Raw genomic sequence first — 18,452 nt, 5'->3', positions numbered from 1 at the left:
TCGGGGTCTAGATACGGGCTAACGCTCATTTCTTTGAGTGGATATCTCGCGATTACCTGCCACTGGCCGGAATAGATCAGTCTTTTCAGGCCACGTCCATTGAGGCAGCGCGGGTGGCGCGCGGCGCATTCCTGGCCAAACAACCTGTCCCGGTATTTCGGCCCGCATCAGCATCGGCTCTTGCACTTCCCTCTGCCGCCGGACTATCGCTCCCCCATTCGTGAGCCGCATCACGCGGCCCGCTTTCCTTGCTCCCCCGTCCCGGTTCATCCTTCGCCTGTGGCGTAGTGCCATGATTTTCTGCCGCTTCTCGCCTGGGCAAACCCGAGGTGTGGCAGCCATGGAAGACCTGCAAAAGGAGTTGCGGCGGGATGCGTGTGCTGTTCATTCACCAGAATTTCCCTGGCCAGTTCCGTCATCTCGCGGCCCATCTGGCGAAGCGGGACGATGTCGAGGTCCTGGCCATCGGCCGCGAGCAGGCGCCTGGGCTGCCGGGCGTGCGGTTATTGCGCTACAAGCCCCATCGCAAGGCGAGTGCGCAGACGCACCCTTATGTGCGCACCTTCGAGGATGGCGTGCTGCATGGCCAGCAGGTGCTGCGCCTGTTGCTGGACCTGAAGGGCAAGGGCTACCGGCCGGATGTGGTGGTCGCCCATCCCGGCTGGGGAGAGAGCCTGTATGTGAAGGAGGCTTTCCCGTCGGCGCGGCTGATCCACTTCTGCGAGTACTACTACCAGGCCCGTGGTGCCGATGCCGGCTTCGACCCGGAGTTCCCGCTCGATACCAACGGCGCCGCGAGCATCCGCAGCCGCAATGCGCTGCATTTGCTGAACCTGGAGAACTGCGACCTCGCCATCACTCCGACCCAGTGGCAGCGCAGCGTGCACCCGGCGGCCTACCGTGACGCCATGCAGGTGATCCATGAAGGCATCGATATCGCTGGGCTAGGTCCTGATCCCGAGGCCAGCCTGGAATTGCCCGATGGCCGGGTGCTGAAGGCCGGGCAGCCGATCCTTACCTATGTGGCGCGCAACCTGGAGCCCTACCGGGGCTTTCACAGCTTCATGCGGGCCTTGCCGCGCATCCTCGCAGCGCACCCGACCTGCCAGGTGGTGGTGGTCGGGGGTGATGAGGTGAGTTATGGCAGCCGCCCCAAGGGCGCTGCCAACTGGCGCAGCAAGCTGCTGGCGGAGAACCCCATCGACCTGCAGCGGGTGCACTTCCTCGGCAAGGTGCCCTATGCCACCTACAAGCGAGTGCTGCAGGTTTCCGCCGCGCATATCTACCTGACCTACCCCTTCGTCCTGTCCTGGTCCCTGCTGGAGGCCATGGCCAGCGGCTGCCTGGTCATCGGTTCGGACACGGCGCCGGTGCGCGAGGTGATCGAGGATGGCCGCAACGGGCTGCTGGTGGACTTCTTCGATACCGAGCGGATCGCCGAGAAGGCCTTGCAGGCCCTGGCCGAGCCCGAGCGCTTCCAGGCCTTGAGGCGGCAGGCGGTGGTCACCGCACGGGGCTATTCGAGGGATAGCGGGGTCGCTGGATATCTGAAGGCGCTGGGTATTGACCAGGCGTTGCCGGTGGCCTGAGCGAGGGGGGCCGTCTGCACGGCATTGCTTCAAAATTCGCTGTGCATCCATGGAATGAAACCGTCCTCCGGCCCTCTACATAGGCCGCAGGGCCGGGCTCCGGGCGGGGCCGCTGTGCTAACCTGCGACAAGTTTTTTTCGGGCTCCTCCAGCCCGTTTCCAGAGGTCATCCATGCATATCCATATTCTCGGCATCTGCGGCACCTTCATGGGGTCGCTCGCGGTGCTGGCCAAGGAGCTCGGCCATCGCGTCACCGGCTCCGACGCCAACGTCTACCCGCCCATGAGCACCCAGCTGGAGGCCCAGGGCATCGAGCTGATGCAGGGCTACGACCCCGCGCACCTGGACCCGGCGCCGGACTTGGTGGTGGTGGGCAATGCGCTGTCGCGGGGCAACCCGGCGGTGGAGCATGTGCTGAACAAGGGGCTGCCCTATGTCTCCGGCCCGCAGTGGCTGGCGGACCACGTGCTGCAGGGCCGCTGGGTGATGGCGGTGGCCGGTACCCACGGCAAGACCACCACCAGCAGCATGCTCGCCTGGGTGCTGGAGCATGCGGGCATGAGCCCGGGCTTTCTCATCGGCGGGGTGCCGCAGAATTTCGGCATCTCGGCGCGCCTCGGCGGCACGCCGTTCTTCGTGGTGGAGGCGGACGAGTACGACAGCGCCTTCTTCGACAAGCGCTCGAAGTTCGTCCACTACCGCCCGCGCACGGCGATCCTCAATAACCTGGAATTCGACCACGCGGACATCTTCCCCGACCTCGCGGCCATCGAGCGGCAGTTCCACCACCTGGTACGGACCATCCCCGGCGAGGGGCTGATCATCCACCCCACCACCGAGCCGGCCCTGGTGCGCGTGCTGGAGATGGGCTGCTGGACGAAGGTCGAGACCACCGGTGAAGGCGGCCAGTGGCAGGTGCGCCTGCTCAGCGAGGACGGTTCGCGCTTCGAGGTGCAGTTCGACGGCAAGGTGCAGGGCACCGTGGAGTGGAGCCTGACCGGCCAGCACAACGTGGCCAACGCCCTGGCGACCCTCGCCGCCGCGCGCCATGTGGGCGTGGTGCCGGAGCTGGGCATCGCTGCCCTGAGCGCCTTCCGCAACGTGAAGCGGCGCATGGAGAAGGTCGCCGAGGTCAACGGCGTGACCCTCTACGACGACTTCGCCCACCACCCCACCGCCATCGCCACCACCCTCGACGGCCTGCGCAAGCGCGTGGGCGAGGCGCCGGTGATCGCCATCATCGAGCCGCGCTCCAACTCCATGAAGCTCGGCGCCCACCGCGACGGCCTGCCGGAGAGCGTGGCGCAGGCCGACCAGGTGATCTGGTACGCGCCGCCGAACCTGGGCTGGGACCTGGCCGCCACGGCCGCCGCCTGCCCGGTGCCGGCGGTGGTCTGCGATTCGCTGGAGGCGATCATCGAGCGGGTCAAGGGCCAGGCGCGCCCGGGTACCGAGGTGGTGATCATGAGCAACGGCGGTTTCGGCGGCCTGCATGGCAAGCTGGCCAAGGCGCTGGAAGGCTGAGGACGACGACATGAGCGGACCCGAACGCGTCACCCTGGCGATGACCGGCGCTTCCGGCGCCCAGTACGGCCTGCGCCTGCTGGACTGCCTGGTGCAGGAAGACCGCGAGGTGCACTTCCTCATCTCCAAGGCCGCGCAGCTGGTGATGGCCACCGAGACCGAGGTCACCCTGCCGCCCAAGCCGCAGTCGATGCAGGCCTTCCTCAGCGAGTACACCGGCGCGGCGCCGGGGCAGATCCGCGTCTACGGCAAGGAGGACTGGATGGCCCCCGCGGCTTCCGGGTCCGGCGCGCCGGGGGCGATGGTGGTGGTGCCTTGCTCCACCGGCACCCTCTCGGCCATCGCCACCGGTGCCTGCAACAACCTGATCGAGCGCGCGGCGGACGTGGCGTTGAAGGAGCGGCGCAAGCTGATCCTGGTGCCGCGCGAGGCGCCGTATTCCAGCATCCACCTGGAGAACATGCTCAAGCTCTCCAACCTCGGCGCGATCATCCTGCCGGCATCCCCGGGCTTCTATCACCAGCCGCAGACCATCGATGACCTGGTGGACTTCGTGGTGGCGCGCATCCTCAACCTGCTGGAAATCCCCCAGGACATGCTGCCGCGCTGGGGCGAGCATCACCTGCAGAGCAGCGATGACTGAGCGCCGGCCCCTGCGCCTCGGCCTCATCGCGTTGCTGCTGGCGCTCCAGGGCTGCGCCGCCGTGCGCACCCTGGACGCGGCCAAGCCCGGCGCGCCCATCATCTACTCCGGCACCCGGCTGGACTGGTACTCCCTCAATGGCGGCTGCTGCCCCATGGACCGCTTCGGCGCCGAGGCGCCGGGCTGGGCGGCGTTCGACCTGCCGTTCAGCGCGCTGCTGGAGACGCTGTTGCTGCCTTTCGCGGTGGCGGCGGAACTGGGTGTCGGGTTGGGCGTGACCGGCGGCAATTGAGGTAGCGCCTTAGGGGCTGCGCGGTGATGGGTTTCGTGCCTCTACCCATCCTACGGAGGAGCTCCGTGTGAACGGTGGGTTTCCAGGCGGCTGTGAGCGCTTTCTGTAGGGGCGAATTCATTCGCCCAAGGATGCGCAGCGTCCGCAACACACAGGTCCGCAGGTCGACCCTTCGGACCAAGAATAAATGGGCTCTGTCTGCGTCAATTGCGCTTGGCCTCCTGAACGGGGCGTTTGGCCGCTGCTCCCACGTCTTCGCCAGAACCTTCATCGATGTGCGCATCACGCTCAGGGCGGATTGGCTTCCGTAGGGTGGCGTAGAGCGAAGCGAAACCCACGCGGTGGGCGTGACAGGGCGCTCGGTTTCAGGCTGGTTCCTGGCAGACGTCCACCCATTGCGCGGCGACCAGTTCGGCCATGTGCTGCGGGGCGATGCGCACGGCGCTGTGGATGGCGCCGGCGGCAGGGACCACTTCATCGAAGGCCTGCAGCGACAGGTCGCAATAGACCGGCAGCGGGGTGGCCAGGCCGAAGGGGCAGACGCCGCCGACGGGGTGGCTGGTCAGCGCCTGCACGGTTTCGGCGTCGAGCATCTTGGCCTTGGCGCCGAAGGCTTCCTTGAACTTGCGGTTGTCGATACGCGCATCGCCGCGGGCGACCACCAGCAGGTTCTGCTCGCCGACGCGGAAGGCCAGGGTCTTGGCGATGCGCCCCGGTTCGACACCGTGGGCTTCGGCGGCCAGGGCGACGGTGGCGGTGCTGGTTTCCAGTTCGATGATGGCGAGTTCGGGGGCCTTCTCGGCGAGGAAGGCGCGTACGGATTCGAGGCTCATGAAGGCTCCTTGGTTTTCTATCGGCTCAGGTGGCCAACTGGTGCACGGCGGCGAGGCTGTCGTGGAGGCCGTAACGGCCCTTGCCGTCGCGGGTCACGCGGCCCATGGCGACGTCCGGGTCGTGGGTGAAGAGCAGCCGGCCATTGCGTTCCAGCAGGCTGGCGAGCAGGGCTTCCTTCTCTTCGATCAGGCCTTCGGGGAAGCGGTCGTAGCCCATGGTGATGGGCAGGTGCACCCAGGGCGCGCCGGGGATCAGGTCGCCGCTGAACACCACCGGGCCGTCGGGCATGGCGATCTCCGGCAGCAGTTGTCCGGGGGTGTGGCCGTCGCTCCAGTGCAGGCGCCAGTTGGGGCCGAGGATCTCGGCGCCGGGCTGCTCGTCGATCAGCACCAGGCGGCCGCTGGCTTCCAGCAGTTCGAGCATTTCCGGGATGTAGGAGGCGCGGTCACGCGGGTGCGGGTTGCAGGCGCGCTGCCATTGGCGACGGCCGGTGACGAAGCGTGCGTTGGGGAACAGCAGGCGTGCGGGCTGGCCTTCTTCCCAGGCGGCGAGCAGGCCGCCGGCGTGGTCGAAGTGCAGGTGGGTGAGCAGCACGATGTCGATATCGGCATCGGCCAGGCCGGCCTCGGCGAGGCTGTCGAGCAGCACGTGGCGGTCTTCCTGCACGCCGAAGCGGTGCTTGAGCTCGGGCGGGAAGAAGGCGCCGATGCCGGTCTCGACGAGGATGTTGCGCTCGTCTTCCTGCACCAGCAGCGCGCGGCAGCCGAGGTCGATGCGGTTTTGCGCGTCCGGTTGCATCCAGCGTTCCCAGAGGGCGCGCGGGGCGTTGCCGAACATGGCGCCGCCGTCGAGTTTCTGGCTGTTGCCGGTGAGCGAGGTGAGGGTGCGCATGGTGCGGGTCCGGGCTGGCTTTCAAGCGCCCAAGGCTAACCCGGTTGCGGGGGCTGTGGTCAATCCGCCCAGCCGCGATAGACGAAGGTCATGGGGCGCGGGCCCTGCAGGTAGCCGGTGTGCAGCTCGCGGATGGCGAAGCCGCCGGCCTCGATCAGGCGCGGGATGTCGCGGTTGAGGTGGCAGCCGCCGGCGAAGGGTTTCCACAGCGGCGTGAGGCGGTGCTGCCAGCGCGCCACCGCAGCGTCCGGTGCCAGGCCGTGTTCGGCGAACAGCAGGCGCCCGCCGGGTTTCAGCACGCGGCGCATTTCCTTCAGCGCCGCGGCGGCGTCGGGGATGGTGCAGAGGGTGAAGGTGCAGACGATGCTGTCGAAGCTGGCATCGCCGGCCTGGATCTCGCCCAGCTCCAGGGCGATGGTCTCCACCGCAATGGCGATGGCGTCGGCGCGCTGGCGGGCCAGGGCCTGCATCTGTGCGGCGGGGTCGACGCCGATCACCACCTGCACCTTGGCCGGGTCGTAGAAGCCGAGGTTGAGGCCGGTGCCGATGCCGATCTCCAGCACCCGGCCTTCGGCCTGGGGCACGATCTTCGAGCGGGTCTTCATCACTTCGCCCATGCCACAGGCGTAGTCGATCAGGCGGGGCAGGACGTGGCGATCGTAGAAACCCATGGCGGCGGCCCGTGGTGGTGGCGAGGCGTCCAAGGTAGCAGGGGCATCCCCGCGCGGCGCGGGGATTTCGGCCAATGGCGGGAGGATTCCCGCCCGGGTCAGCGGCCCAGGCGGCGCAGTTCGTCCGACTCCACGACGCGCGTGCCCTGGTCGGTCTCCAGGGCCAGGCGCCACAGTGCGCGGGCCAGGGTGCAGGCGCCGATGCCGCGGTACTTGCCCGGCAGCCAGCGCATGAAGGGCGCGGCCAGGCGCTCGCCGAGGCGGAATTCGCTGCGCGGGCCGAGCAGCAGGGACGGGCGCACCAGGGTCAGCTGCGGCCAGTCCTGGGCCTTGAGCGCTGCCTCCATCTCGCCCTTGGTGCGGTTGTAGAACACCGAGGAGTTGGCGTCCGCGCCCAGGGCGCTGATCACCAGGTAGTGGCGGGCGCCGAGTTCGCGGGCGCGGGCGCCAACGGCGAGCACCAGGTCGAGGTCGACGGCGCGGAAGGCTTCCTGGGAGCCGGCCTGGCGAATGGTGCTGCCGAGGCAGCAGAAGGCGGTGTCCACCGGCCCCTGGAGCTGCGGCAGGAGCGCGGCGAGCTCGCCCACCGGGTTGTCCAGGCGTGGGTGGTCGGCCAGGGGGCGACGGGTCGGTGCGAGCACCCGCTCCACCGTGGGTTCGTTGAGCAGTCGGTCGAGCAGGTGTTCACCGGTCAGGCCCGTGGCGCCGGCGAGCAGGATGTGCTGGGGCGTCAGATGCATGCTGTTTCTCCGCTGTTACAGCTTGAGCTTAGTGGCTGGCGGCGGTTTTGCCGTCGGCCGTTGCAGGTTGCGCGGCGAGCGCTTGCCGGGCCTGTCCGGCGCGCAGCTTGCTCCAGTGGGCGAGCACCGGTTTGGGGGCCCAGATCTGGGGTTCGGAAGGTTCGAAACCGTCGGCCTTCTCCCATTCGGCAACCTCGGTGCGGGCGAGTTCGAAAGCACGTTCCAGGTCGTCGGTCTGGTTCAGTGCGTCGGCCAGCAGGGCGCGACCGAAGTAGGTGAACTCGTTGTCGTCGGAGCAGCCGAAGGACACCCGGTCGGCCCGCGCGGCGGTCATCACCAGGGTCTTGTCGTCCTTGAGCGCGGGGATGAAACCGCCGGAATAGCAGGCGGAGATCACCACCACCTTGTGGCGATCCTTCAGCGGGGCCAGCACCGAGGCCAGCTCGCTGGCGGGCAGGTCGGCGAGCTGCAGGCCGGGTTGCTCAAGGGCGAGCTGGTGGTCGGCGGAGCCGTGGCTGGTGAGGTAGATGAACACCAGGTCCTCCGGCCCGCTGCGCCGGGCGATGCCCTGGATCGCCCGGGCCAGGCTCTCGCGGGTGGCCAGGGGGCGATCGGCCATGTGGTCGCGGTGGTTGATCAGGGTGATGTGGCCATGGGCGCCGAAGCGCTGGTCGAGCAGCGTGGCGACGTAGTCGGCCTCGCGCAGGAATACGCCCTGGCGGCCGTCGCCCCCCAGGCTCAGGGAATACAGCTCCACCGCCGGGGTGGAGGCGGGCAGGGCATCGATGGCGGCGTCGAGCAGGCGGCCCTGTTCCAGCAGGCCGACTTCCAGCGGGTTGGGCAGTGTCTTGCCGGCTTCGTCACGCACGCGCCGGCCGCCGCGCCAGGTGCCCTTCTCCTGGCTTCCGTCGGCCAGGGCGAGGGTGCCTTCACCACTGTAGCGGCCGCCCGTGAAGCCGCCCTGGTAGCGGCTGCCATCGGCAAGGGTCAGGGTGCCGTCGCCCTGGTAGCGCCAGTTGCGGAAGGCACCGACGTAGCGCTCGCCGTCCGCGCCCTTGTACTCACCCTTGCCGGTCAGGGCGCCGCTCTTGAAGTCACCGCTCCACACCGAGCCCTCGGCGTTCTGGTAGCGGCCCTTGCCATCGAACAGGCCATTCTTGAATCCGCCGCTGTAGAAGCCGCCGTCGGCGCCCTGGTAGTCGCCTTCGCCCTCGAGCTGGCCCTGCTTGAAGGTGCCGGAATAGCGCGAGCCGTCGGCGTCGGTGCGTACGCCCCGGCCGGTCTGCTCGCCGCGCTTGAACTGGCCCTGGTAGCTGCTGCCGTCCGGCAGTTCGAGCTTGCCCTGGCCGTGGTAGCGGTCGTCGCGGAAGGTGCCGCTGTAGACCATGCCTTCCCGGCTGAGCGTGCCTTCGCCGCTGAACTGGTTGGCCTTGAACGCGCCGTCGTAGGAGGTGCCATCGCTGTAGGTGAGGCGGCCATTGCCTTCGAACAGCCCGTTGCGGAACTCGCCCTGGTAGTCGACGCCATTGGGCGCGTGCCAGGTGCCATGGCCGTTGGGCTGGCCGTCCTTGAAGTCGCCTTCGAACCAGGTGCCGTTGCTGTAGTCCAGGCGCCCCGGGCCTTGCAGCAGGCCGTCGACCACGGCGCCCCGGTAGCGCGAGCCATCGGGCAGGCGGGCGTCCGGCGGGGTGAGGGGTTCTCCATCTCCGCAGGCCGAGAGGAGCAGGGCGAGCGCGAGGGGCAGCAGCGGTTTCATCGACAGTCCCTTGAAGGTGGATACGGCTGTTGCAAGTGTGGCGTAAAAAAGCCCGCTATCGCGGGCTTTTCTTTTCCATCCGTGCCGGGGCTCAGGTCCACTGGGTGATCTTGTTGCCCTGTTTGTCGGTGAAGGCGCCGACGATGATCATGATGAAGTCGATCAGGGTCCAGATGCCCAGGCCGCCGAGGGTGAGGATCTGCAGGATGGCGGTGCCGATCTTGCCGGCGTAGAAGCGGTGCGCGCCGAAGGTGCCCAGGAAGAAGCACAGCAGGAAGGCCGGGAGGATGCGTTTTTCGGTCATGAAACTGTCCTTGTTGAGAGAAGAGGGTGCCGATTGGCGGGCGGCATTCTAGCGAACGCGGCGCTGCCTAGGCGAGTGGCGGGAGTGAGGCCGGCGGCGTGCCGCCGGCAGGGTTTCAGACGAAGCAGAGGCTCAGGGATTCGGCGATGTAGGCGGGCTTGGCCTGGCCTTCGATCTCCAGGGTGGCGCGGGCCTTGATCAGCCACTGGCCGGGGTTCTTTTCGGTGACGTCCATGATGGTGAGCGCCAGGCGGACGCGGGAGTCCACCTTCACCGGCTGGATGAAGCGTACGGTGTCCAGGCCGTAGTTGATGCCCATCTTCATGCCTTCGGGCAATACCAGCAGCCCTTCGGTGAGGACCGGGATCAGCGACAGGGTGAGGAAGCCGTGGGCGATGGTGGTGCCGAAGGGCGTGTGCTTGGCCTTCTCCGGGTCGACATGGATGAACTGGTGGTCGCCGGTGCATTCGGCGAACTGGTTGATGCGTTGCTGGTCGATGGTCAGCCACTCGGAGTGGCCCAGGTCCTTGCCTATGTAGTTCTTCAGTTCGGATACAGGTACGAACGGCATGCTTCATCCTCCGTGGACGTGGTTTGTTGTTCTTCTTGCCGGGTCTTTGGCCGACCCTGGGTTCATCGCCGCCTAGATCAGCATGGGCACGGGGCGGGGGTCAAGCAGGCATGCCCCCTGCGAATGGCGGGTTATAGCGAGGGTGGCGAGCGGGCCTATAATGGCGCGATCCTGGCAACGACCGCTCTGCAGCGGGCCTTGCACGCGTCTCGCCCAGGGCTTACTCGACCTATCCGGAGATTTTCATGCTTTTGCGCGGCCTGACCTGGCTGGTGCTGTTCCAGTTGCTCGGCACCGGGATCAACGCCCTTTTCCTGCACATGCTGCCCGGGCCCATCATCGGCCTGGTGCTGCTGTTCCTGTTCCTCGTTGCCCGGGGCGAGGTGGGCGAGCCGCTGTCGGTGGCCTCCAGCAGCCTGCTGCGCTACCTGCCGTTGCTGCTGGTGCCGCCGGCGGTGGGGGTGATGGTGTACGCCCAGGCGATCTGGGCGGACTTCTGGGCGGTGGTCGGCGCGCTGGCGCTGTCGGTGTTCTTCTCGATGCTGTTCGTGGGCTGGCTGATGCAGCACCTGATCGACCGCAAGGCTCGCCAGGAGGATCGCCCATGAGCATCGATTGGCACGGCGCCTGGCAGGCCATTGCCCACCATCCGCTGTTCGGCGTCGGCCTGACGCTGGCGGCCTACCAGCTGTCCATCTCCCTGTACGAGAAGACCCGCCTGATGTTCCTGCAGCCGGTGCTGGTGTCCATGGCCCTGGTGATCGCGGTGCTGGTGCCCCTGGGCATCGGCTACGAGGAGTACCGCCAGAGCACCACGCTGCTGACGCTGTTGCTCGGGCCGGCGACCGTGGCGCTGGCGGTGCCGTTGTTCCTCAACCTCAAGCGCATCCGCCAGTTGTTCTGGCCGACGCTGATCACCCTGTCCATCGGTGGCCTGGTTGCTACGGTTATGGGTGTGGGCCTGGCCTGGGCCTTTGGTGCCGAGCACATGATGCTGATGACCATGGCGCCGAAGTCGGTGACCTCGCCCATCGCCATGCTGGTGGCCGAGCAGATCGGCGGCGTGGCGGCGCTGGCGGCGGTGTTCGTGCTGATCACCGGCGTCATCGGCGCGACCCTGGGGCCGGAGCTGCTGCGTCGTGTCGGCGTGCGCCATCCGGCGGCGCAGGGCATGACGCTGGGCATCACCGCCCACGCCGTGGGGACGGCGCGGGCGTTGCAGGAAGGCGAGGAATGCGGCGCCTTCGCGGCGCTGGCGATGAGCCTGATGGGTGTGGCCACTGCGGTGCTGTTGCCGCTGGCCGTTGCGATGGTCGTGTGAGGTCGTGTCGATGAATCTGCCGCTGTTTCCGCTCAATACCGTGCTCTTCCCCGGCTGCGCGCTCGACCTGCAGCTGTTCGAGGCGCGCTACCTGGACATGATCGGCCGCTGCATGAAGCAGGGCACCGGTTTCGGCGTGGTCTGCATCCTCGAGGGCGATGAGGTGGGCGAGGCGGCGAGCCGTTTCGCCGGCACGGGGTGCGAGGCGGTCATCCGTGATTTCCAGCAACTGCCCAACAGCCTGCTGGGTATCCGCGTGGAAGGCGGGCGCCGCTTCAGGGTGACCCGCGCCGAAGTCCGGCCGGACCAGCTCACGGTCGCCGACGTCGAATGGCTGGACGAGGCCGAGGAGCGCCCGCTGCTGCCCGAGCACGCCGACCTCGCCGCGTTGCTCAACGCCCTGGCCGAGCACCCGCTGGTGCAGGGGCTGGGCATGGGCGGGCTGTCCAATGGGCAGCAGGAGCTGGCCAACCAGTTGGCCTACCTGCTGCCGTTTTCCCTCAAGGAGAAGCTGGAGCTGCTCACGCTGGGCGACCCCGAGCAGCGACTGAGCCACCTGCAGGGGCTGCTGGACAAGCTGCAGGGCGACATGATCGCCTGAGCCGCCCGCCTCTCCTTTCCCGGGCTGAAGCCCAGGCTACCGGCTCCCGGTCACTTGTAGCGGTACATGGCCAGGGCTTCGGGCAGCGCCCAGGTGGCGATGCCGCCGAGCAGGGCGATGCAGGCCGGCAACACCAGCCACCAGACCCGCGCGCTCATCGCCGGCATCGGCTGGTCACGCTGCAGGATGGCCAGCCAGGCGGCGCAGATGCAGCCGGCCAGCAGGGCGCCGGCGAGGATGTCGGTGGGCCAGTGCACCCCCAGGTAGACCCGCGACAGGGCGATCGCCAGCGCCGGCAGGCACGCCAGCAGCAGCCAGGTCAGGCGCATGCGCGCGGGTTGCGAGCGCCCGGCCAGCACGCCCAGTACCAGGAAGAAGGCGAAGGCCGCCGAGCTGTGGCCGCTGGGGAAGCTGAAGGTGCTCAGTGGCTCGGCCAGCACCTCGGGGCGGGCGCGGGCGAAGAGTTGCTTGAGGCCTCCGTTGGCCAGTGCGGTGCACAGCAGGGTGGCGCCGGCGAACACCGCGTGGCGCCATTGCCGGGCCACCAGCAGCACGCCGGTGAGCAGTGCGCCGACGATCAGCTGGGTGCGGAAGTCGCCGAGGCGGGTGACCAGCACCATTAAACTGTCGAGGGTGTCGTTGCGCTGCTCCTGCACCAGCGCCATCAGGCCCTGGTCGAAGTCGTGCAGGTACGACCAGCCGAAGAACAGCCCCGCCAGCAGCACCAGGCTGAGGCCGGCGGCCAGGGGCGTCGCCCAGCGCTTCTCGCGCAGGCTGCCCTGCAGGATCAGCAGCAGCATCCCCAGCACCGCGACCACCACCACCCCGGCTTCTTTCCAGAAACCTTCCGGCAACGGCAGGCGGAAGGCGGCGCCGGTGGCCCAGCCGGGGAGCAGGTAGGCCACCGACCAGCCCGCCGCAGCGACCAGGCTCACCGCGATGAAGCGTGGCAACGGCATGTCGAGCATGCCGGCGACCATGGGCAGCATCGGCCGCAGCGGGCCGATATAGCGGCCCACCAGCAGGCTGGCGACGCCGTAGCGGTTGAAGTAGTTCTCCGCGCCCGCCAGCCATTCCGGGTGGTGGCGCAGGCCCGGCAGGCGGCGGATGTTCTGGTGGAAGCGGCGGCCCAGCCCATAGGAGATGGCATCGCCCAGCAGGCCGCCGAAGTAGCCCAGCAGCAGCGTTTCCCAGAGCCCCAGCGCGCCGCTGCCGGCCAGGGCGGCCACGGCGAACAGCAGCACGGTGCCGGGCACGATGATCCCGGCGATGGCCAGGCATTCGACGCAGGCGATGATGAAGATGGCCAGGCCCAGCCACTGGGGGTGGGCGCCGAGCCAGGTGGTGACGGCGTCGAGCCATTCGCTCATGGGGTCGTTCCTTCGATCAGGTGATAGTGCTGCCCTTCGACCTGCCCACGGCGCAAAGGGTTGCGTGTGCAGTGCCGTGCATAGCCGGCGTCGACGAAGCGGTAGGGCAGGTGCTCGTCGCGGCCGTGGGGAATGCCCAGGCGGGTGGTCTGGATGATCTGTGCGGGGCGCTCGCCAACGTCCTCGACGAACAGCCGCGCCAGGTCGAAGCGCTGTGCGTCCCACTCCTTGACGCGCAGGGCGAGCGCCTTGCACAGCAGGGTCTGGCCGGCGCAGAGGCGCTCCGGCGGGCGGGGGATACCGTTGGCGTCGGGGTTGTTGCGCTGCATGGCGAGCAGCGCCTCGGGGCCGCAGATCGCGTCCTGCCAGGGATGGGCGGACTTGATCAGCACGGCGTTGCCGGGGCCCTGGGCGCTGAAGTTCAGCGAGTCGCCGCCGCGTGCGTAGTACATATAGATGTGGCCGCCATCGAGGAACAGCGCCCGGCGCTTCTCGGTGTAGCCGAGGGAAGCGTGGCTGCCCTTTTCGGCGCAGTAATAGGCTTCCGTCTCGATGATGCGGGCCGACAGCCAGTGCCCGTCGACCCGGTGGCGGATCACCTTGCCGAGCAGTTCGCGGGCCAGCAGTTGGGCGTCACGATCGAAGAAACCATCGCCCAGCGGGCGGGCGCCCGGCCAGGGCAAACTTAGGGTGGGAACGGTCGGCATGGGCTGTCTTGGGCGTCCTCGGCGGCTTAGGCTGGCGATTATACGTAAGCCTCGCCGGCCGGCAGCTGAACGGCTGGATGGGAAATACCAAGAAAAACAATAACGAGTCCTGCCATGTCCAGAGCCGCCCGGGCCGACAGCGCCCACATCACGCCGAGCGCCCACTACACCGGCTACGTCTGGTACCGCCACCGCCTGGCCGATCCGGCGTTCGCCACTTCCTTCGGGCGCTGGGTGCATGGCTTGCTCAGCCCCATCACCTGGGGTGCGCGCGTGGGCTTCGGCCTGGACATCGAGAGTTTCCTGCTGCAACGCCATTTGCTGATCGACGCCCGCCTCGACGCGGCCATCGGCAACGGTACACCGCAGGTGGTGGAGATCGCCTGCGGCCTGTCGCCCCGGGGGCGGCGCTTCTGCGAGCGTTACCCGGAGCTGCGCTACCTGGAGGCCGACCTGCCACCCATGGCCGCGCGCAAGCGCTTGCTGCTGCACAGCGAGGGCTGGCTCAACAGCCGCCATCAGGTGCGCGCGGTGGACATCCTCGCGGGTGAGGGTGGGCAGGGGCTGGAGGCGTTGTTCGCCGGGCTGGACCGGCAGCGACCGGTGGTGGTGATCACCGAGGGGCTGGTGAACTACTTCGAACTACCGGTGATCGAGGACTTCTGGCGGCGCCTGGCCGACCAGCTGCGCGCCTTTCCCGTCGCCACCTACCTCACCGACCTCTATCCCGACCTGCGCGAGCATCCGCGCTACCGCCAGCTGCGCTGGGGCGTGGACCTGGTCGGCCGCTTCACCCGCGGCAACTACCCGCTGCACTACCGCGACAGCGCCGCCATCATCGAGGGCTTCAACCGCTGCGGCTTCCCCCGGGTGCAGGTGCTGGATCCGCAGGTGGACGGCGCCGACCTGGGGTTGCGCATGGGGCGCTGGCCCACCCTGGTCCGCGTCGTCGAAGCTTCCATATGAAACTACCTGCGTTGCCATCGCGGCGTTAAAAACAGGCTCGAGGTGCTCATTTACAGCACGTAAACTCCGCCCTCTCGCCTGTTTTTGCCTTGCGCTGGCTGCCTCGCCTACGTTTCAGGGCTTGAGTGGCAAGGGGCAAGGGGCAAGCCACAAGTGACAAGCCAGAAGCCAAAGCCAAAAGCTTCAAGAAAACTCCTGACTTCCAGCTTCCAGCTTTCAGGCCGCTGCCGCCGCCATCTGCCAGGGCCCGACCTGGGCGGCGAGGGCGGTGCTGGCCTGGGCGTCGACATGGGTGAAGACCAGCGACAGCGTGTCGCCCTGGCGGCGCAGGGGCAGCAGATCCAGCGCTGGCAGGTCGCCGGCGCGCAGGCTCCAGCCCCGGGTGGGGAGGGTGGCCGGCAGATTGCCGTGCAGCAGGCCGCCGAAGAAGCCCAGCTCGCTCACTTCCACGCTTAGCTCTCCCAGTTCCGGGTGGAACAGGTGGCCGTTGCGGTCGAGCGGGGCGAGGCGGGGTTCCTGGCGCTTTTCCAGGCTGCCGAGCATGCCGCGCGCCAGGCGGGCGGAGCCGGGGGCCAGTTGCGGCAGTGGGCGGCCCTCGAAGAAGGGGACGTAGAGGCGCGAGCAGGCGTCGCGGCGTTCGAACTGGGCCAGGTGATCGCCGTTCTCGATCAGTGCGCAGTCGGCGTCGGCGCAGGCGGCAGCGAACTGCGCGTGCTCCCAGGGTTGGGTGAAGTGGTCGTATTCGCCGGCCAGCACCAGGGTCGGGCAGGCCGGGTGCCGGGCGAAGCCGCCGAAGTCCAGCAGCCGCCGGCTGTTCTGCCGGTAGCGCTCCTGCTCCACCGGTGACAGGCGCTGCAACTGGCGCAGCATGGCCTTGCGGAAGCCCGGGGTGATGCCGGTGGCACCCAGGCGCAGGGGGTTGATCAGGCCGATCAGCACGCCCTGGGCGAAGGCCGCGAGGTTGCCTTCGGCGAGCATCAGCAGGCCTTCCTCCAGCAACGCGCGGGCGCCGTCGCGGCCGAAGGCGGTGATGCCGGCCAGCAGCAGGCGCTCGCAACGGTGCGGGTGGCGGCTGGCGAACAGCGCGGCCAGGGCCGAGCCGTAGGACAGGCCGATGGGCATCAGGGGGGGCAGGGCCAGCTCCTCGGCGAAGTCGGCGATCAGGTCGGCGAGCTGCTCCAGCCCCAACTCGGGAGCCAGCTGCAGGTTGCCGCCCTGGCCTGGCAGGTCGAGGAGGATCACCGGGTGTTCGTCCAGCAGCTCCTCCACCTCGGCGGCGAAGGAGCGGAAGCTCTGGAACGCACCGCCGAGCATGAGCACGGGTGGGCGGGTGTCCTCGGGGTGGCGGGACCAGGCCTGGTAGTGCAGGCACCAGGGGCCGATGTGGAGCCTCTCGGGGGGCGAGGCGAGCAGGTCTGCGCTGTATCCGGTGCGATAGTGCATGGCGATCCTCCGGCGCTCGGGCGCCTTCTTGTTGTTCTCGCCGCGAGTCGGGGCGCGGTGGCACGAGCTCAAGGTAAACATCGGTGACGATTTTGTTTACCCAACCTTCGGGCGGCACAAGGCCAGTATTTTCCGCCGGGTGTCACCGTATCCCCTGCAAGCGCGGGCCCTGGCGGCTGCGGCGGTGCCGCGCCGGCACCGCGTGACGTGCTGTCTACCATCCGCCCGGCGCCGCTGGGCGTGGCGGGGCGCGCGGGCTATAATCGCCCACTTTTCCCAACTGCCAGACCGCCGAGACCATGACCGAGTCCGTTCTCGATTACATGACCCGCCTGGGCCGCGCCGCGCGCGCCGCCTCGCGCGTGGCCGCCCGTGCCAGCACCGCGCAGAAGAACCGCGCCCTGCTGGCCGCCGCCGATGCACTGGACGCCGCTCGCGCCGAGCTGTCCGCCGCCAACGAGCAGGACCTGGCCAATGGCCGGGCCAACGGCCTGGAGCCCGCCATGCTGGATCGCCTGGCGCTCACCCCGGCACGCATCGACGACATGATCGAGGGCCTGCGCCAGGTGGCCACCCTGCCGGACCCGATCGGCGAGATCCGCGACATGCGCTACCTGCCTTCGGGCATCCAGGTGGGCAAGATGCGCGTGCCGCTGGGCGTGATCGGCATCATCTACGAGTCGCGCCCGAACGTGACCATAGACGCCGCCAGCCTGTGCCTGAAGTCCGGCAACGCCACCATCCTGCGGGGCGGCTCGGAGGCCATCCATTCCAACCAGGCCATCGCCGCCTGCATCCAGAAGGGCCTGGCCGACGCCGGCCTGCCGGCCGAACTGGTGCAGGTGGTCGAGACCACCGACCGCGCCGCCGTGGGCGCGCTGATCAGCATGCCGGAGTTCGTCGACGTGATAGTCCCGCGCGGCGGCAAGGGCCTGATCGAACGCATCAGCCGCGAGGCCAAGGTGCCGGTGATCAAGCACCTGGACGGTATCTGCCATGTCTACATCGACATCGCCGCCGACCTGGACAAGGCGATCCGCGTCGCCGACAACGCCAAGACCCAGCGCTACGCACCCTGCAACACCATGGAGACGCTGCTGGTGCATGCCGGCATCGCCGAGCGCGTGCTGCCGCCGCTGGCCGCCATCTACCGCGACAAGCAGGTGGAGCTGCGTGGCGATGCCGCCACCCGCGCGCTGCTGGGCGGCGACGTGCTGGAGGCGACCGAGGAAGACTGGCGCACCGAGTACAACGCGCCGATCCTGTCGATCCGCATCGTCGCGGGCCTGGATGAGGCGATCGAGCACATCAACGCCTACGGCTCGCAGCACACCGACGCGATCATCACCGAGAACTTCAGCGACGCCCGCCGTTTCCTCACCGAGGTGGATTCCGCCTCGGTGATGGTCAATGCCTCGACGCGCTTCGCCGATGGCTTCGAGTACGGCCTGGGCGCGGAGATCGGCATCTCCACCGACAAGCTGCACGCCCGCGGGCCGGTCGGCCTGGAGGGCCTGACCAGCGAGAAATACGTGGTCTTCGGCGACGGTCACGTGCGCACCTGATGGGCAAACGCATCGGTCTGTTCGGCGGTACCTTCGATCCTGTGCACATCGGCCACTTACGTGGTGCGCTGGAGGTCGCCGAGCTGATGGGGTTCGACGAGTTGCGCCTGATCCCCAGCGCCAGGCCGCCGCACCGCGAGACGCCGCAGGTGTCCGCGGCCGATCGCCTGGAAATGGTCCAGCGCGCGGTGGCGGACCTGCCGCCGCTGGTGGTGGACGATCGTGAGCTCAAGCGCGACCGGCCGTCCTGGACCATCGACACCCTGGAGTCGCTGCACGCCGAACTCGGCGCCGACGACTCGCTGTACCTGCTGCTGGGCTGGGATGCCTTCTGCGGCCTGCCGGGCTGGCACCGTTGGGAGGAGCTGCTGGAGCACTGCCACATCCTGGTGCTGCAACGGCCGGACGCCGACAGTGAACCACCGGAAGCCCTGCGCGACCTGCTGGCGGCGCGCAGCATCGCCGATCCCCTGGCCCTGGCCGGGCGGGGCGGACAGATTTCCTTTGTATGGCAGGCGCCGCTGGCGGTTTCCGCCACGCAGATCCGCCAGCTGCTGGCCACCGGGCGCTCGGTACGCTTCCTCGTACCCGACGCGGTGCTGGCCTATATCCATGAGCACGGCCTGTACCGTGCGACGAACTGATTGATCGAGGTAGAAGAAC

General features: G+C 68.4%; 20 protein-coding genes. 10 read left to right on the top strand and 10 right to left on the bottom strand.

The window, feature by feature from the left end; all coding sequences use genetic code 11:
* Positions 1–371: 371 nt before the first annotated feature.
* From ACYJSS_RS27810 to ACYJSS_RS27795, 4 genes are all read left to right on the top strand, one after another.
* Positions 372–1,589: a glycosyltransferase family 4 protein gene (locus ACYJSS_RS27810; RefSeq protein ID WP_236206102.1), complete on the top strand. Its 1,218-nt coding sequence runs from the start codon at positions 372–374 to the stop codon at positions 1,587–1,589.
* Between the two features lie 172 nt (positions 1,590–1,761).
* Entirely contained in the window at positions 1,762–3,114 is a 1,353-nt protein-coding gene (mpl, locus tag ACYJSS_RS27805) for a UDP-N-acetylmuramate:L-alanyl-gamma-D-glutamyl-meso-diaminopimelate ligase (RefSeq protein ID WP_236206103.1), read from the top strand.
* 10 nt (positions 3,115–3,124) lie between these two features.
* Positions 3,125–3,757, top strand: a complete 633-nt coding sequence (gene ubiX, locus ACYJSS_RS27800; protein ID WP_043245935.1) for a flavin prenyltransferase UbiX — start codon at positions 3,125–3,127, stop codon at positions 3,755–3,757.
* The gene (locus tag ACYJSS_RS27795) at positions 3,750–4,049 is read left to right on the top strand and encodes a YceK/YidQ family lipoprotein (RefSeq protein ID WP_111261530.1); all 300 of its coding nucleotides are present in this window, start codon (positions 3,750–3,752) and stop codon (positions 4,047–4,049) included. Before ubiX ends, ACYJSS_RS27795 begins: the two co-directional genes overlap by 8 nt.
* A 365-nt stretch (positions 4,050–4,414) precedes the next feature.
* Here the strand turns inward: ACYJSS_RS27795 and ACYJSS_RS27790 are convergent, their stop codons facing one another.
* The 7 genes from ACYJSS_RS27790 to ACYJSS_RS27760 all read right to left on the bottom strand — a co-directional run bounded on the left by ACYJSS_RS27790 (position 4,415) and on the right by ACYJSS_RS27760 (position 9,816).
* Positions 4,415–4,882, bottom strand: a complete 468-nt coding sequence (locus tag ACYJSS_RS27790; RefSeq protein ID WP_111261529.1) for a YbaK/EbsC family protein — start codon at positions 4,880–4,882, stop codon at positions 4,415–4,417.
* Positions 4,883–4,907: 25 nt separating this feature from the next.
* Positions 4,908–5,774: an MBL fold metallo-hydrolase gene (locus ACYJSS_RS27785; protein ID WP_236206104.1), complete on the bottom strand. Its 867-nt coding sequence runs from the start codon at positions 5,772–5,774 to the stop codon at positions 4,908–4,910.
* 59 nt (positions 5,775–5,833) lie between these two features.
* Positions 5,834–6,445: a class I SAM-dependent methyltransferase gene (locus ACYJSS_RS27780; protein WP_236206105.1), complete on the bottom strand. Its 612-nt coding sequence runs from the start codon at positions 6,443–6,445 to the stop codon at positions 5,834–5,836.
* 98 nt (positions 6,446–6,543) lie between these two features.
* Positions 6,544–7,185 carry an oxidoreductase gene (locus ACYJSS_RS27775; protein ID WP_111261526.1) on the bottom strand — a complete coding sequence of 214 codons (642 nt, stop codon included), beginning with the start codon at positions 7,183–7,185 and terminating at the stop codon, positions 6,544–6,546.
* A gap of 28 nt (positions 7,186–7,213) precedes the next feature.
* Complete coding sequence (locus tag ACYJSS_RS27770) at positions 7,214–8,941, bottom strand: C13 family peptidase (RefSeq protein WP_236206106.1); 1,728 nt, start codon at positions 8,939–8,941, stop codon at positions 7,214–7,216.
* Positions 8,942–9,032: 91 nt separating this feature from the next.
* Positions 9,033–9,245, bottom strand: coding sequence for a TM2 domain-containing protein (locus ACYJSS_RS27765; RefSeq protein ID WP_021221502.1), 213 nt, complete (start codon positions 9,243–9,245; stop codon positions 9,033–9,035).
* 115 nt (positions 9,246–9,360) lie between these two features.
* The gene (locus tag ACYJSS_RS27760; protein ID WP_236206107.1) at positions 9,361–9,816 is read right to left on the bottom strand and encodes a MaoC family dehydratase; all 456 of its coding nucleotides are present in this window, start codon (positions 9,814–9,816) and stop codon (positions 9,361–9,363) included.
* Positions 9,817–10,061: 245 nt separating this feature from the next.
* Between ACYJSS_RS27760 and ACYJSS_RS27755 the strand changes: the two genes are divergently transcribed.
* Genes ACYJSS_RS27755 through ACYJSS_RS27745 form a run of 3 tightly spaced genes read left to right on the top strand, consistent with a single transcriptional unit; the run spans position 10,062 to position 11,738 of the window.
* Positions 10,062–10,424 (top strand): CidA/LrgA family protein, encoded by a 363-nt coding sequence (locus ACYJSS_RS27755; RefSeq protein WP_111261523.1) that lies wholly within the window; start codon positions 10,062–10,064, stop codon positions 10,422–10,424.
* 2 nt (positions 10,425–10,426) lie between these two features.
* Positions 10,427–11,137 (top strand): LrgB family protein, encoded by a 711-nt coding sequence (locus ACYJSS_RS27750; RefSeq protein ID WP_236206125.1) that lies wholly within the window; start codon positions 10,427–10,429, stop codon positions 11,135–11,137.
* Between the two features lie 10 nt (positions 11,138–11,147).
* Entirely contained in the window at positions 11,148–11,738 is a 591-nt protein-coding gene (locus ACYJSS_RS27745) for an LON peptidase substrate-binding domain-containing protein (RefSeq protein WP_111261522.1), read from the top strand.
* Positions 11,739–11,788: 50 nt separating this feature from the next.
* Here the strand turns inward: ACYJSS_RS27745 and ACYJSS_RS27740 are convergent, their stop codons facing one another.
* Both ACYJSS_RS27740 and ACYJSS_RS27735 read right to left on the bottom strand, forming a co-directional pair.
* Entirely contained in the window at positions 11,789–13,108 is a 1,320-nt protein-coding gene (locus tag ACYJSS_RS27740; protein ID WP_236206108.1) for a bifunctional DedA family/phosphatase PAP2 family protein, read from the bottom strand.
* A complete protein-coding gene (locus ACYJSS_RS27735; protein ID WP_236206109.1) occupies positions 13,105–13,815 on the bottom strand; it encodes a DNA-3-methyladenine glycosylase in 711 nt (236 codons plus the stop codon). The genes ACYJSS_RS27740 and ACYJSS_RS27735 overlap by 4 nt, the downstream gene beginning before the upstream one ends.
* A gap of 114 nt (positions 13,816–13,929) precedes the next feature.
* Between ACYJSS_RS27735 and ACYJSS_RS27730 the strand changes: the two genes are divergently transcribed.
* Positions 13,930–14,781, top strand: coding sequence for a class I SAM-dependent methyltransferase (locus tag ACYJSS_RS27730; RefSeq protein ID WP_236206110.1), 852 nt, complete (start codon positions 13,930–13,932; stop codon positions 14,779–14,781).
* Between the two features lie 216 nt (positions 14,782–14,997).
* Here the strand turns inward: ACYJSS_RS27730 and ACYJSS_RS27725 are convergent, their stop codons facing one another.
* Positions 14,998–16,224, bottom strand: coding sequence for an alpha/beta fold hydrolase (locus ACYJSS_RS27725; protein WP_236206111.1), 1,227 nt, complete (start codon positions 16,222–16,224; stop codon positions 14,998–15,000).
* A gap of 299 nt (positions 16,225–16,523) precedes the next feature.
* Between ACYJSS_RS27725 and ACYJSS_RS27720 the strand changes: the two genes are divergently transcribed.
* Together ACYJSS_RS27720 and nadD are read left to right on the top strand one after the other, a co-directional pair.
* Positions 16,524–17,789 carry a glutamate-5-semialdehyde dehydrogenase gene (locus ACYJSS_RS27720; protein ID WP_111261517.1) on the top strand — a complete coding sequence of 422 codons (1,266 nt, stop codon included), beginning with the start codon at positions 16,524–16,526 and terminating at the stop codon, positions 17,787–17,789.
* Positions 17,789–18,433 carry a nicotinate-nucleotide adenylyltransferase gene (gene nadD / locus ACYJSS_RS27715; protein ID WP_111261516.1) on the top strand — a complete coding sequence of 215 codons (645 nt, stop codon included), beginning with the start codon at positions 17,789–17,791 and terminating at the stop codon, positions 18,431–18,433. Before ACYJSS_RS27720 ends, nadD begins: the two co-directional genes overlap by 1 nt.
* The last annotated feature ends 19 nt before the right edge of the window (positions 18,434–18,452 follow it).

It is taken from the genome of Pseudomonas sp. No.21 (assembly GCF_054558415.1).
This window is presented reverse-complemented; position numbering and strand designations above follow the sequence as displayed.